The organism is Microbispora cellulosiformans, assembly GCF_008728085.1.
GTDB classification, from domain to species: Bacteria; Actinomycetota; Actinomycetes; order Streptosporangiales; family Streptosporangiaceae; genus Microbispora; species Microbispora amethystogenes.
Window position 1 is genome coordinate 354609 of record NZ_VYTZ01000005.1, and the last position, 14330, is coordinate 368938.

Annotated in this window: 8 protein-coding genes and 1 pseudogene; 8 read left to right on the top strand and 1 reads right to left on the bottom strand. The window is 73.1% G+C overall.

Annotated elements, in window-relative coordinates; all coding sequences use genetic code 11:
* Positions 1–121 precede the first annotated feature (121 nt).
* The 4 genes and pseudogenes from F5972_RS15880 to F5972_RS39365 all read left to right on the top strand — a co-directional run.
* Complete coding sequence (locus tag F5972_RS15880) at positions 122–355, top strand: DUF3311 domain-containing protein (protein WP_191910144.1); 234 nt, start codon at positions 122–124, stop codon at positions 353–355.
* Positions 352–1944, top strand: coding sequence for a monocarboxylate uptake permease MctP (gene mctP / locus F5972_RS15885; RefSeq protein WP_150934256.1), 1593 nt, complete (start codon positions 352–354; stop codon positions 1942–1944). Before F5972_RS15880 ends, mctP begins: the two co-directional genes overlap by 4 nt.
* A gap of 129 nt (positions 1945–2073) precedes the next feature.
* Positions 2074–2202 (top strand): hypothetical protein, encoded by a 129-nt coding sequence (locus F5972_RS38850; RefSeq protein WP_263641834.1) that lies wholly within the window; start codon positions 2074–2076, stop codon positions 2200–2202.
* 102 nt (positions 2203–2304) lie between these two features.
* Positions 2305–2538 (top strand): annotated as a pseudogene (locus tag F5972_RS39365) (amidohydrolase family protein); the annotation flags it as partial.
* Positions 2539–2731: 193 nt separating this feature from the next.
* On the opposite strand, the gene F5972_RS15895 reads toward F5972_RS39365, so the two are convergent.
* The gene (locus F5972_RS15895) at positions 2732–3568 is read right to left on the bottom strand and encodes a hypothetical protein (RefSeq protein WP_225311578.1); all 837 of its coding nucleotides are present in this window, start codon (positions 3566–3568) and stop codon (positions 2732–2734) included.
* 827 nt (positions 3569–4395) lie between these two features.
* Here F5972_RS15895 and F5972_RS15900 point away from each other — a divergent pair.
* The 4 genes from F5972_RS15900 to F5972_RS15915 all read left to right on the top strand — a co-directional run bounded on the left by F5972_RS15900 (position 4396) and on the right by F5972_RS15915 (position 14324).
* Positions 4396–6729, top strand: coding sequence for a beta-L-arabinofuranosidase domain-containing protein (locus F5972_RS15900; protein WP_150934258.1), 2334 nt, complete (start codon positions 4396–4398; stop codon positions 6727–6729).
* A gap of 147 nt (positions 6730–6876) precedes the next feature.
* Positions 6877–10206 carry a BTAD domain-containing putative transcriptional regulator gene (locus F5972_RS15905; RefSeq protein ID WP_150934259.1) on the top strand — a complete coding sequence of 1110 codons (3330 nt, stop codon included), beginning with the start codon at positions 6877–6879 and terminating at the stop codon, positions 10204–10206.
* Between the two features lie 65 nt (positions 10207–10271).
* Positions 10272–10928, top strand: a complete 657-nt coding sequence (locus tag F5972_RS15910) for a hemerythrin domain-containing protein (RefSeq protein WP_150934260.1) — start codon at positions 10272–10274, stop codon at positions 10926–10928.
* A 75-nt stretch (positions 10929–11003) separates the two neighbouring features.
* A complete protein-coding gene (locus F5972_RS15915; protein WP_150934261.1) occupies positions 11004–14324 on the top strand; it encodes a BTAD domain-containing putative transcriptional regulator in 3321 nt (1106 codons plus the stop codon).
* The last annotated feature ends 6 nt before the right edge of the window (positions 14325–14330 follow it).

Sequence of the window (14330 nt, forward strand, 5' to 3'; positions counted from 1 at the left end):
GCGTCCCTAATCTGCCGCAGAGTGACCGTCCCGCTGATCCCCGTGACCGTCCGTCGCGCGGATCTGCCGGGCACGCCTGGTCCGTGCCCGATTGGAGAACGTCGTCCGATAGGAGAACGTGTTGGCGACTCCCGATCGCCGCGATGGCCGCAGCGGCGCCCCCACCGGCGACCGCAGCCCGCTGAACTGGCTGCTGCTGCTCCCCATCGCGATCCCGCTCCTCCCGCCCCTGTTCAACGCCGTGGAACCGCGGCTGTTCGGCATACCGCTGTTCTACTGGCTGCAACTCGCCTTCATCGTGCTCGGTGTCACCACGACCACCCTCGTCTACCGCGCGACGAGGAGGAACCGGTGAAGACCACCGAGATCGTCATCTTCACGCTCCTGTTCCTGCTCGTCAGCGGCCTGGGCTTCGTGGCCGCCCGCTGGCGCCGCCCCGACGACCTCGCGAACCTGAACGAGTGGGGCCTCGGCGGGCGCGGCTTCGGCGGCTGGATCACCTGGTTCCTGGTCGGCGGCGACCTCTACACGGCCTACACGTTCGTGGCCGTGCCCGCCCTGATCTTCGGCGCCGGCGCCATGGGGTTCTACGCCGTGCCGTACACCGTGGTCGTCTATCCCATGGTGATGCTCGTGCTGGTGCGGCTGTGGTCGGTCTCGCATGTGCACAACCTCGTCACCCCGGCCGACTTCGTCCGGGTCCGCTTCGGCTCCCCCACGCTGGCCCTGCTGGTCGCGATCACCGGCATCGTCGCGACGATGCCGTACATCGCGCTGCAGCTCATCGGCATCGAGGCGGTGCTGAAGACGATGGGCGTGACCGGCGACCTGCCGCTGATCATCGCGTTCGCGATCCTCGCGGCCTACACCTACCAGTCCGGGCTGCGGGCTCCCGCTCTGATCGCGTTCGTCAAGGACTCGCTGATCTACCTGGTGATCCTGGTGGCGATCATCTACATCCCGGCGAAGCTGGGCGGCTGGGCGTCGATCTTCGACGCCGCCAAGGCGAAGTTCGACGCGACCCCCGCGCCCGGCGACGGCATCACGCTCAACGCCAACAACCAGCTTCAGTACGTCACGCTGGCTCTCGGCTCGGCGCTGGCGCTGTTCCTCTATCCCCACAGCGTCACCGGGATCCTCGCTTCCCGCGACCGGAACGTGATCAAGCGGAACATGTCGGCCCTGCCGGCCTACAGCCTGCTGCTCGGCCTGATCGCGCTGCTCGGCTACATGGCGATCGCGGCCGGGGTCGCGCCGATCGGCAAGGACAACAACACGATCACGCCGCAGCTGTTCGACAAACTGTTCCCCGACTGGTTCGCGGGGGTCGCGTTCGCGGCCATCGGCATCGGCGCGCTCGTGCCCGCCGCCATCATGTCGATCGCGGCGGCCAACCTGTTCGCCCGCAACATCTACCGCGAGTACCTCAACCGGGACGCCACCCCGGCGCAGGAGGCCAGGGTCAGCAAGATCGCGTCGCTGGTCGTGAAGGTCGGCGCGGTGCTGGTCATCCTGGGCATCGATCCGCAGTTCTCGATCGACCTCCAGCTGATCGGCGGCGTGATCATCCTGCAGACCCTGCCGTCGGTGGGGCTCGGCCTCTACACGAGATGGTTCCACCGCGGCGGCCTGATCGCCGGCTGGGCCGCGGGCATGGCGGCCGGGATGCTGCTGCTCTACAACATCGCCAACCCCGCAACCAAGCACGAGCACTTCGGCGGCTCGGCCTTCCCCCTGGAGAAGCTCGGGTTCGACACCAAGATCACGATCTACGCCGGGTTCCTCGCGTTGATCGTCAACCTGGTCGTCGCCGTGCTCGGGACCTTCGTGGCGCGCGCGCTCAGGAGCGCCGACGGCCACGACGGGACCCGGCCGGAGGACTACTTCGCCGACAAGGGCGACCCGCGCGTCCACGAGCTGGAGACCACCGCGCCCGCGTCCTGACCGGTCGCGTACGACCCGAGACCGGCGACTTGTGGCCGGCTTGACGCGGCGGCCCGCCCGCGTGAAGCCGGCCACAAGCATGCGGGGGGGACGAAGAGGCATCACCGGCGAACAAGCAAGGAGACGAGGATGCCTCTCAACACCGACCTGGTGGTCACGGGCGGGCACGTGCTCAGCATGAACCCGGCCGTGCCGGACGGGCCCGCCGACGTCGTCGTCCGGGAGGGCGTGATCGTCTCGGTCGGGCCCGCCGCGTAGATCTCGCCGGCGGCCCGCGTCGTGGACGCCGCCGGCAGCGTCGTGCTGCCGGGCCTGATCGACACCCACCGTCACACCTGGCAGTCGGCGCTGCGCCACATCGTGCCCGGGCTCGGCTCGCCCGCCACCGGCCGCCTCCTGCGGGCGGGCGTCGTCACCGGGCTCGGCGCCGACACCGAGATCGCCACCTCGGGGGACATGTTCACGCGGATGCGGGCCGCGCTCGCCCACCACCGCTTCACCGGGGACGACGCGCCGCTGACCGCGGGCCGCCTGCTGCGGATGGCCACCGCCGACGGCGCGGCGGTGGCCGGTCTCGGGGCGGTCACCGGCAGCCTCACCCCCGGCAAGCGCGCCGACCTCGTCGTGGTCGACGCCGGGACCCCCGCGACGGCGCCGGTGCTCGATCATCTCGCCTGCTGTGAGCACCGGAGCCCCTCCGCCGGGGCGTGCGGAGGGGCTCCGGGCACAGCGATCAGCAGGCCGGATCGGCAGCCCGGATCAGCAACCGCCGATCAACACGCGCGGATCAGCCGGGCGGGAGGTTGCCGTTCTTGGCGACCGGCAGGGCCACCTGGTCGGCGCCGACGAGGGTGGCCTGCTCGGCCGGGAGGCCGGAGAGGACGGGGTCGATGTGCCGCAGGCTCAGCGAGACCGTGGTGGGCAGCGTCGGAGTGATCGCGTCGAACTTCTCCAGGTCGATCCACCGTACGATGTCGAGCACCGCGCTCGGGATGCTGTCACCGGCCTTCTGCACCGGGACGCACAGCTGACGGGCGTAGAGGATCTGCGCCTTGTGCGTGGGAATCTGCGGGGTGAGGACCGGATTGAGCTGCCGCAGGGACACCGTCTGGTTCAGCGCGGTGTTGGGGGTGATCCCGTAGCACTTGAGATCGATGTAACGGACGAGCTGCAGCACTTCGGTGGGCGGGACCGCGTTGTTCTTCACGACGGGCACGCACAACTGCTGGGGCGTGTTCATGGAGATCTGCGTGCGCGGCAGGTTCTGGAACAGCGGATTGAGATGGCTGAGCACGAGGCCCGTGTTCACCGTGGTGCCGGAGATCTTGTAGCACGACAGGTCGACGTACTTGATGAAGTCGATCGCGGGCGACGGCGGCTCCTGCGAGTTCTTGGCGACCGGAACGCACAGCTGCTCACGCTGGCCCAGGGTGACGGTCTCGACCGGCAGGTTGCCGAGCACGGGATTGATGTGCCGCACCGTGATCTGGACGGCCGGCGGCTGGTAGGCGCTGGTCCGGTAGCACTCGAGGTCGAGGTAGGCGGTCAGGCTCTTCGGCGTCGGCAGCGTGACGGCGCCGGCGGGCGGCACGCTGAGGAGCACCACGGCGAGCGCCGCGAGCACGGCCGACGCTAAACGCCGGAACGTCGTTTTTCCACGGGCGGGAATTCGGATCACGGCTCGGTCCACTGCGGCTCCAGAGAATGGGAGAGGAATCGTTGCCAGGAGTGTGTGCCGCCGTGACCGGTCCGACAATATCGCCGAGGTCGCGCCGGGAGTCCGCCCCCGCGAACCGGGAACGCGCAATCTTCCGGTAATACGCCGTTCAGCCCTCCGGAAAACGGTTTGCGGCCCTATCAGACCGGGACCCCGGCCTTTCCGCGGCGTTTCGCACCCGGCCGGAAACTCCGCAGGCATCCGGCCGGACACCGGAAATCACGCCGCCGAAATATCCATGAAAGGCACCCGGGGGAATACCGGTCGCGGTTCGTTTCGGCCGGCACAATCGACGGTCCGGCCGGCCGGGCCGTACTCGGTCCGGAAAAGGATTGCCCTCTGGCGGCCGCCTGTGAAACTTTCAGCGCCACCCGGCGGTGGCGAGGCCGGGCCCCCGGCAGGACGTGCCACGAACGGGCCGCGTCCGGTCCGGAAAAGGATTGCCTGGCGGGCGGCCACCCGGTGAAACGTTCAGCGCCACCCTGCGGGGACGAAGCGAGACGCCCGGAAGGACCCCCGCGCCCGTCCGCGCCCGGCCCCGGGATTGACAGATCCTCACGGCGTCATGTTTGCTCCCACCCACCACCACCCAGACCCGACAAAAAGGGTCGTCCGGCCCCACGTGTTAGCGCTAACACCTTCCTCCGCAGGCCCTTGTCGCTGGCTCGCGGCGGCGGATGTCAGCGCTGACCGGGAATGCCCGGCCGCCCCTGTCGTGACCTCCAGGAGGCCTCATGCCGTCCCCGTCGCTCAGCCGCCGTCAGCTGCTGCAGGCGGCCGGTGTCGCCGTCGTCGCGTCCACCACCGGCGGGGTCGCCGGCGCCTCGGCGGCGGCCGCCGCCGTCGCGCCGTCCCGGCCCGACATCGGCGTCTCGGCGTACCCGTTCGAGCTGGGCCAGGTGCGCCTGACGAGCAGCCGCTGGCTGGACAACCAGAACCGCACGCTCTCCTATCTCCAGTTCGTCGACGTCAACCGGATGCTGTACAACTTCCGGGCCAACCACCGGCTGTCCACCAACGGCGCCGCCTCGAACGGCGGGTGGGACGCTCCCTCGTTCCCGTTCCGCACCCACATGCAGGGCCACCTCCTCACCGCGTGGTCCCAGGCGTACGCCGTGCTCGGCGACACCACCTGCCGGGACAAGGCCACCACCATGGTCGCCGAGCTGGCCAAGTGCCAGGCGAACAACGGCGCCGCCGGGTTCAACACCGGATACCTGTCCGGCTTCCCCGAGTCGGACTTCACCGCCCTCGAAGCCCGCACGCTGAGCAACGGCAACGTCCCGTACTACTGCATCCACAAGACGCTGACCGGCCTGCTCGACGTGTGGCGCCTCATCGGCAGCACCCAGGCGCGCGACGTGCTGCTGGCGCTCGCCGGCTGGGTCGACTGGCGGACGAGCAGGCTGAGCAGCAGCCAGATGCAGAACATGCTGGGCACCGAGTTCGGCGGGATGAATGCGGTGCTGACCGACATCTACCAGCAGACGGGCGACGGGCGCTGGCTCACCGTCGCGCAGCGGTTCGACCACGCCGCCGTGTTCAACCCCCTGGCGTCGAACCAGGACCAGCTGAACGGCCTGCACGCCAACACCCAGGTGCCCAAGTGGATCGGCGCGGCCCGGGAGTACAAGGCCACCGGCACGACCCGCTACCGGGACATCGCCGTCAACGCCTGGAACATCACCACCGGCGCGCACACCTACGCGATCGGCGGCAACAGCCAGGCCGAGCACTTCCGGGCGCCCAACGCGATCGCCGGGTATCTCACCAACGACACCTGCGAGCACTGCAACACCGTCAACATGCTCAACCTGACCCGCGAGCTGTGGACGCTCAACCCCGACCGGGTCGCGTACGTGGACTTCTACGAGCAGGCGCTGCTCAACCACGTCATCGGCGCGCAGAACCCGTCCGACGGCCACGGGCACGTCACCTACTTCACCCCGCTCAAGCCGGGCGGCCGCCGCGGCGTGGGCCCGGCGTGGGGCGGCGGCACGTGGAGCACCGACTACAACTCGTTCTGGTGCTGCCAGGGGACGGGCGTGGAGGTCAACACGAGGTTGATGGACTCCATCTACTTCTACAACGGCACCACACTGACGGTGAACCTGTTCATGCCGTCGACGCTGAACTGGTCCCAGCGTGGCATCACGGTCACCCAGACGACCTCCTATCCGGCGAGCGACACCACGACGCTGCAGGTCACCGGCAACGTGAGCGGCTCGTGGTCGATGCGCGTCCGCATCCCGTCGTGGGCCTCCGGCGCCACGATCAGTGTGAACGGCGCCCAGCAGGACGTGGCCACCACTCCCGGCACCTACGCCGTCCTCACCCGGTCGTGGACCTCCGGCGACACCGTCACCGTGCGGCTGCCCATGCGGGTGGTCGTGAAGGCCTCCAACGACAACGCCAACGTCGCGGCGGTCACCTACGGGCCGGTCGTGCTGTCGGGCAACTACGGCAACACCTCGCTGTCGGCGCCGCCCTCCCTGAACACCGGGTCGATCACCCGCACCAGCACCACGGCGCTCGCCTTCACGGCCACGGCCAACGGCTCGACCGTCAACCTCGGCCCGTTCTACGACGCGCACGGCTACAACTACACCGTCTACTGGAGCACCAGCGGGCAGGGCAACGGGGGGACGGGAAGCTACCGGCTGGTCAACGCGGCCAGCGGCCTGGTCCTCGGCATCCAGAACATGTCCACCGCGGACGGCGGTCTCGCGCTGCAGTGGACCGACAACGGCACCGCGGACCACAACTGGGTGATGGTGACCGACGGCAACGCCGTGCGGTTCCGCAACGTCAACAGCGGCAAGGTGCTGGGCGTCGAGAACATGTCCGCCAACGACGGCGCCCGCGTCCTGCAGTGGTCCGACAACGGCACCGCCGACCACCGGTGGACTCTGGTCGACAACGGCGACGGAACCTACAAGATCCGCAACGTGAACAGCGGCAAGCTGCTCGCCATCCAGAACAACTCCACCGCCAACGGCGCCCAGGCCGTCCAGGACTCCGACAACGGAACCGCCGACAACCGGTGGCGACTGGTGGCAAACAACTAGAACCCGACCCGCAGGCCGTCACCGGGGGTGCGGAACATGTCCACCCCCGGCGACGGCGCGCGCGGCCGGCTCCGGCGGTTCGTAGAGGCCCCCGGGGACGGCCGGAATGCCACGATCCGGTCGCGCTGATCGTGGCACAATCCCGGCATGGCGGTCATGTTCCGGGTGCTCGGCCCGGTCGAGGCGTACGTCGACGGCGTTCCCGTCGACCTCGGCGGGCCGCGGCCCCGGCTGCTGATGGCGCGCCTGCTGATCGCCGGGGGCGCCACGGTGTCGGTGGACGCGATCCTCGACGACCTGTACGACGGCGCCCCTCCGCCGCGCGCCCTGAGCACCCTGCACAGTTACGTCTCCGTCCTGCGGCGGGTGCTCGAACCGGGGCGCGCGCCCCGCACCCCGTCGTCGGTCCTGCTCAGCCGCCCGCCCGGGTACGCCATCGGCCCCCACGAGGTGGACGCCGAGGAGTTCCTGCGGCTGGCCAGGGCCGGCGAGCCCGAACGCGCGCTCGCCCTGTGGCACGGCGCGCCGTACGAGGAGTTCGGCGACGTCCCCTGGCTCCGGCCGGAGATCGAGCGGCTGGCCGAGGCCCGCCTGGTGACCCGGGAGCGGCTGCTGCAGGAGCGGGTCGGCGACCCGCACGTGGTGGGCGAGCTGGAGGCCCTGGTGGCCGAGCATCCCCTCAGGGAGGGGCTGTGGGAGCTGCTCGCGCGCACGCTCTACGCACTCGGACGGCAGGCGGACGCGCTGGAGGCGCTGCGTACGGCCCGCGCCCGGCTGGCCGGTGAGCTCGGCCTGGATCCCGGCCCCGCGCTGCGGAGGCTGGAGGAGGCGATCCTCACCCAGGACCCGGCCCTGGACCGTGCCCCGACTCCTGCTCTGGACCCGGCCCCGCCTCCCGTACGGATCGGCGTAGGGATGGGTGCGGTCCCCGGCGGCGGGCACGCGGAGGGGACGGCGCCGGAACGGCGGGCCGTCGGCCGGGCGAGCCAGCTCGACCGGCTGGCCGCCCTGGCGCACGACCTGGTCCGGGGGGCGGCCCGGGGGCCGGGACTCGCGGTGATCTCGGGCGAGCCGGGGATCGGCAAGACGTGGCTGGCCGAGGCGTACGCGGAGCGGCTGACCGCCGACGGCTGGCAGGTCGCCTGGGGCCGGTGTCACGAGACGTCGGGCGCCCCCGCCCTGTGGCCCTGGCAGCAGGTCGCCCGGGACCTCGGCGAGAGGGTGCCCCCACCGGCCGCGTGGGCCGCCTCCCTGCGGGTGCTGCTCGGCGGCCCTCTCGACGGCCCCCTCAGCGACTCCCCCGCCGCACCGGACGGTCCGCCCGCCGAGGCGGGCGAGGCCCGCTTCCTGCTGCACCAGGCCACGGCGGCGTACCTGGAGACGGTCGCCGCCGACCGGCCGCTCCTCGTGGTGATCGAGGACCTCCAGTGGGCCGACGCGGCCTCACTGGGCCTGCTGTCGGACCTCGCGCCGCTGCTGCGCGGCGCGATCGCGATCGTGGTCACCGTGCGCTCCGGCGAGGGCTCCCCCGCCGTGCACGACGCGCTCGGCCTGCTCGGGCGGCACGACGCCCTCCGCCTCCCGCTGGCGGGGCTCGACTCCGCCGCCGTGGCGGAGCTGTCGGGCCTGCGCGACCCCGCGAGCGTGGCGGCGCTGGCCGAGCGCACCCGGGGCAACCCGCTGTTCGTCCGCGAGACCCTCCGCCTGGCCGAGGACCAGGGCCTCGAACGGGCGCTCACCGGGGTGCCCGAGGGGCTGGCCGACGTGCTGCGCCGCCGCCTGCTGGACCTGCCCGCCCGGTTCCGTCCCGCCGTCGACGCCGCGGCGGTGCTCGGCGCGGGCGCGGACCGGTCGCTGCTCGCCGAGGTCGCCGGGACGGCGGCCGCGATGGAGGTGGACGAGGCGCTCGACGCGGCGATCGCCATGCGGATCCTCGGCGATGACCTGCGGTTCACCCACGACCTGGTCAGGGAGACGGTATACGCCGACATCCCGCTCCGCGGCCGGGCCGCTCTGCACCTGGCCGCCCTGCGGGCGCTGGAACGGCGGCCGGGGTCCGATCTCGCGCTGCTGGCCCGGCACGCGACGGCGGCCGGTCCGGAGGCCGCGGCGGACGCGGTGCGCTGGGCGTCGGCCACGGCGCGGCAGGCGGCCGGCCGGTACGCCCACGAGGACGCCGCCCAGTGGTGGCGCCGGGCGGTAGAGGCACACGGGACGCTGCCCGGCGCCGACCCGCGCGAGCACGTCGAACTGCTGCTGGAGCTGGTCCGCGCGCAGCTCGCGGCCGGTGACGGCTTCGCTGCCCGGCAGACCCGGGCGGAGGCGGTGCTCGCGGCCGACAGGTCGGGCGGCCCGCTGCTCGCCGCACGGGCGCTGACCAGCCTTGACGCTCCCGGACTGTGGAAGTTCTACACCTACGGCGACGTCGAGCTGCACACAGTTCGGCGGATCGAGGAGGCCCTCGCCGCGCTGCCCGAGGAGGACTCCGAGCTGCGCTGCCGCCTGCTCGGCTGTCTGGGGATGGAACGTTACGACGGCTCCGCCGACCCCCGGTGCGACACCGCCACGGCCGAGGCGCTGGCGATGGCCCGCCGTCTGACCGCCTCGGGGAAGGCCGGCCCGGAACTGCTCGCCATCACCCTGAACGCCCGGTATCTGGGCATTCAGCTCCCCGAGCACATGCCGGAGCTCGACGCGATCGGCGAGGAGCTCACCCGGCTCGGCCTGCCCGGGTTCGAACTGCTCGGCCACATGATCAGGGAGCGGACCCGGCTGGAGCTGTTCGACGTGGCGGGCGCCGACCGGGCCGCCGAGCGGGCGGGCGTGCTGGTGGAGCGGCTCGACCTCCCCTGGCCCCGGTTCCAGCACCTCATCTGGACCGGCACCCGGCGTCTGCTCGACGGCGACTTCGAGGGCGCGGCGAACGCGTACGCCGCGGCGGCCGAGGCCGGTGAGCGGCTCAACCTGTGGCACACCGCCACCGCGCTGTCCACGGCGCTGTTGACCCGGCACATCATGATGCGGGACCTCGACGGCGCCGAGGAACTGCTGGAGCGGCACTCTCCCTTCCCCGCGCACCGGCAGATCGCCGGTGCGCTCATCGGCGACTGGCGGGGTGACCGCGGGCCGGCCCTGGCGGCCCGCGAGCAGGGCTGGCGCCCGCTGCCGCGCGACTTCGGCGAACTGCCGAGCCTGTGCCTGCTGGGCGAGGCCCAGATCGTGGCGGGCGACCACGACGGGTGCGTGCACACCTACCACAGGCTCCTGCCGTACGAGGACAGGATCGCCCTCGGGGCGGGGACGTTCTGTGCCGGGCCGGTCGGCTACTTCCTGGGGCGGCTCGCCCACCTCGGCCGGGCGGCCGGCCCGGAGGCCGCGCGGGCACACCTGGAGACCGCCGCGGAGCGCTGCGCGGCGGGCGGGCTGAGCTGGTGGGCCGCCACGATCACCCGCGAGCGCGACGCCGTATCCGGGTGACCGCGGGAAGCGGGCCGCAAGTGGGCGTTGAGTCGCGATGAAGACGCCTCGCGCATGGTGAGGTCATGACAACACCCAAAACACCGGCGCAGAACCGGCGCCGCCCGGATGAGCCCGCCCCCGACCTCGTCGCCTTCCTCCTCTTCCACGCCGGGTTGCGGTTCGAGTACGCCAGGCTGGCCGACGCCCTCGAACGCTGCGACCCCCGCGACGAGCGGCGCCGCGCGGTCGTCGACGAGCACCTCGCGCTGCTGCTGCGCGTCCTGCACCACCACCACGCCGAGGAGGACGAGGCGATCTGGCCGCTCCTGCGCGGCCTGGTCCCGGAGGCCGCGCCCGTGCTCGACCGGCTGGAGGCCGACCACCAGGAGATGGACGCCGTGATCGGACGCCTGTCGGCCGGCGGACGGCCGGCCGGCGAGGTCGCCACCGACCTGCGCGCGCTGGACCGGCTCCTGAACGCCCACCTCGACCTGGAGGAGTCGGAGGTCGTCCCGCTGATCAGGGAGCACGTCAGCGCGGTCTGGTGGGACGCGTCCGCCAAGAAGGTCATCAAGAGCCACGGCCGCGATCTGCCGATGCTCGCCGCCTGGCTCATCGACACGGCGACGCCCGCCGACCGCGAGCACCTCCTCGCCACCGTCCCGGTCGTCATGCGGGTCCTCTACCGCCTCTCCTGGCGCCGCGCCTACGAGCGCCGGATGTCCCAGGTGTACGGCTGACAGGTGCAGGGCCGACAGGTGCAGGGCCGACGGAGGCTGGGCCGGGCGCGGGAACGGTCCTATGCTCTCCTGACGATGGTGCGCTTATGGGTGCTCGGCCGGTTCCGGGCCGAGGTCGAAGGACGTCCGGTCGATCTGGGGCCGCCGCTCCAGCGAGCGGTGATCGCGAGGCTGGTCTGCGCCGGCGGGCACGTGGTGTCGACGGACCGGTTCATCGAGGACCTGTGGCAGGGCCAGCCCCCGCCGAAGGCCCTGGGGGCGTTGCAGGTCTACGTCTCCAACCTCCGCCGCCTCCTCGAACCGGGCCGGGCGCCGCGCACCCCGGCGGGCGTCCTGGTGACCGCCCCGCCCGGATACCTGCTGCAGCTCGGCGCCGACTCCGTCGACGCGTGGCGGTTCCCGGCTCTGGTCGACGCGGTGGCGGACCTGCTCGGCCGGGGCGAGCCGGGCGAGGCGCTGCGCGCGATCGACGAGGCCCTGTCGCTGTGGAAGGGGCCCGCCTTCGCCGAGTTCGCCGACCAGGACTGGGCGGTCCCCGAGGCGTCGCGGCTGGAGGAACTGCGGATCACGGCCGTGGAGTACCGCGCGGAGGCGGGGCTGGCGCTCGGCCGGCACGCGGAGATCGCGCCCGAGCTGGAGCGCCACGTCGTCGCCCACCCGTTGCGGGAGAACGCGGTGCGGCTGCTCGCCCTCGCCTACTACCGTTCGGGGCGGCAGGCCGACGCGCTGGCGGCGCTGCGCCGCACCCGGAACCTGCTCGCCGAAGAGCTGGGCGTCGACCCGGGCCCGGCCCTGAAGACGCTCGAAGCGGACATCCTCGCCCACAGTGACAGCCTCGGCGCGTCAGGTGCCGCCGCCGCGGTCGTCGTTCCCGCCCGCGCGCCGGCCACCACCCCGCCCGCGCCCGCCACCGCGCCGCCCGCCCGGATGATCGGCCGTACGGCGGAGCTCGCCCGGCTGGTCTCCGCCGCCGGACAGGCGGCGCGCGGGTTCCGCGTGGCCTGGATCGGCGGCGACCCCGGCGCGGGCAAGAGCACGCTGGCCGACGCCCTGCTCCGCCACGCGGACGCGGGCGGCGAGGGCCTGCGCACCGCGGTCGGCCGGTGCCCCGAGACGCTCGGCGGCGTGCCGCCCGCGTGGGCCTGGAGCGAGATCCTGCGCGACCTGTTCGCCGCGCATCCCCCGGCCCCCGGCGTGGAGGCGCGGCTCGCTCCCCTGCTGCGGGAAGGCTCATCCGGCCCCGGCCAGTTCTGGCTGGCCCAGGCCGTGGGCGACTATCTGGAGAGCGTGCCGGGGCCGCTGCTGCTCGTGCTGGAGGACGTGCATCGCGCCGACGACGCGACGCTGGAGATCCTGCGGCACCTGGCGGCCCGGCTGGCGCGGACCCCGATCCTGGTGGTCCTGACGCTCCGCCCGGCCGAGGCGGGCGACGACCTGGTCGCGGCCCGGGCCGCCCTGGCCGTGCGGACGGCCGAGAACGTGACCCTCCAGGGCCTCGGCGAGGACGACGTCCACCGCCTGCTGGCGGACCGTTCCGGGGTGGAGGTGGACGCCGCCGTCGCCCGCACGGTCGCCGAGCGGACCGGCGGCAACCCGCTGTTCGTGGCCGAGACCGCCCGGCTGCTCGCGACCGAGGGGGCGTCGGCGGCCCGCTCGCTGCCGCCCGGGGTGCGCGACCTCATCCGCAGGCGGGTCGCCCGCCTCCCCGCGACGGCCCGGACGGCCCTGCGCAACGCCGCCGTCATGGGCCGCGACGCCGACGTCGACGTGCTGGTCGCCGTCCAGGACGCCGACGAGGAGACCGTGCTCGACGGCCTCGAGGCGGGGGTGCTCGCCGGGCTGCTCACCGAACCGGGACCCGGCACGGTCCGGTTCACGCACGTCCTCGTCCGCGAGACGCTGTACGAGGACATCCCCCGGCTGCGCCGTACGCGGCTGCACGCGAGGGTCCTCGCCGCGCTGGAGCGGGTGCGCCCCGGCGACGTCGGCGCGCTCGGTTACCACGCGCTGGCCGCCGCCACGGCGGCCAGCGCCCCCGAGGCCGCGCGGTACGCGCGCCGGGCGGCAGAGCGGGCGTCCGCCGTCTACGCCCACAGGGAGGCCGCCACCCTGCTGGAGGGCGCCCTCGACGCCCTCGACCTCGCCCAGGGTGGGACGGCCGATCCGGGGGCGGACGACGACGTCCGGCTCGATCTGCTCTGCCGCCTGGTCTCCGCCCAGGCGAGCGCGGGCGACGTCATCCGGGCGACGGCCACCCGGGGACGCGCCCTCGCGGTGGCGAGGCGGCTCGGCGACCCCGGGGCCCTCGCCCGCGCGGCGACCGCGCACGACGCTCCCATGCTCTGGCAGAACGACCCGGTGCTCGACGTCGACGTCGTGGAGGTGATCCGCGCCTGCCTGCCCACCGCGACGGGCGAGCTGCGGTGCCGGCTGCTCGCGGCCCTGGCGCAGGAGCTGGGCGGCCACGACGAGGAGGCGGTCGGCAAGGCGAGCGCCGAGGCCGTGGAGATCGCCCGCGGCATCGGCGACCCCCGCCTGCTGTGCCTGGCGCTCGGCGCGCGCTACTGGTCGGCCTTCGTGCCGGGCCGCCGTGACGAGCTGGAGCCGCTCGGGCACGAACTGCTGGAGGTCTCCGCCCGCGCCGGTCTGCTCGGTTACCAGACGGTCGGCCACCACGCGTTGTGCATGGTCGCACTCGGGCGCAACGACTGGGCCACGGCCGAGCGGCACGCCGGGCGGGCGGTGGAATACTCAACCAGCGGCCAGCTGGGCCTGGTCCTCGCCATCATCGCGTTCCTCGACGCCCTCCGCCTGCTGGTGAAGGGCGAGTTCGAGCGGGCCGAGTCGGCCTACACCGTCCTGTCCGACCGGATGGGCGAGGCCGGCGGAGCCAACGCCGCCGTCTTCGGCAGCCTGGCCCGCTTCACCGTGCGCCTCGCCTGCGGCCGGGCGCACGAGTCGGTGGACGAGCTCGCCGCCGCGCGCGACCAGATCCCCGGGGAGGTCGACGAGTTCTACGTCAGCGCGCTGCTGGCCGCCGGGCGCCTGGAGGAGGCGCGGTCCGCCTGGCCGGTGGACCGCCCGCCCACCCGCTGGGTCTATCACACGATCAACATGGCGCTGCGCGCCGGCACCGCGATGGCCCTCGGCGCCCGGGAGGTGGCCGAGGAGTGCCACCGCCTGCTCCTCCCGTTCCGGGAGGAGATGATCGGCCTGCACACCGTGGCGATCACGCTCGGCCCCGGCGGGCTCGTGCTCGGGCGGCTGGCGGAGTTCCTGGGCGACCCCGCCGCGGCGGCGGAGCACTACGCCACGGCCGCGAGAGTCGCGGAGCGACTGGGCTCGCCGCACTGGCGGGAGGAGGCGCTGCGGGCGCTCGGCACGCCGGGGTCGTGAGCGCGG

Coding starts and splice junctions, on each gene's coding strand:
- F5972_RS15915 (WP_150934261.1), top strand. CDS start 11,004: ATGGTGCGCTTATGGGTGCTCGGCCGGTTCCGGGCCGAGGTCGAAGGA.
- F5972_RS15900 (WP_150934258.1), top strand. CDS start 4,396: ATGCCGTCCCCGTCGCTCAGCCGCCGTCAGCTGCTGCAGGCGGCCGGT.
- F5972_RS38850 (WP_263641834.1), top strand. CDS start 2,074: ATGCCTCTCAACACCGACCTGGTGGTCACGGGCGGGCACGTGCTCAGC.
- F5972_RS15910 (WP_150934260.1), top strand. CDS start 10,272: ATGACAACACCCAAAACACCGGCGCAGAACCGGCGCCGCCCGGATGAG.
- F5972_RS15905 (WP_150934259.1), top strand. CDS start 6,877: ATGGCGGTCATGTTCCGGGTGCTCGGCCCGGTCGAGGCGTACGTCGAC.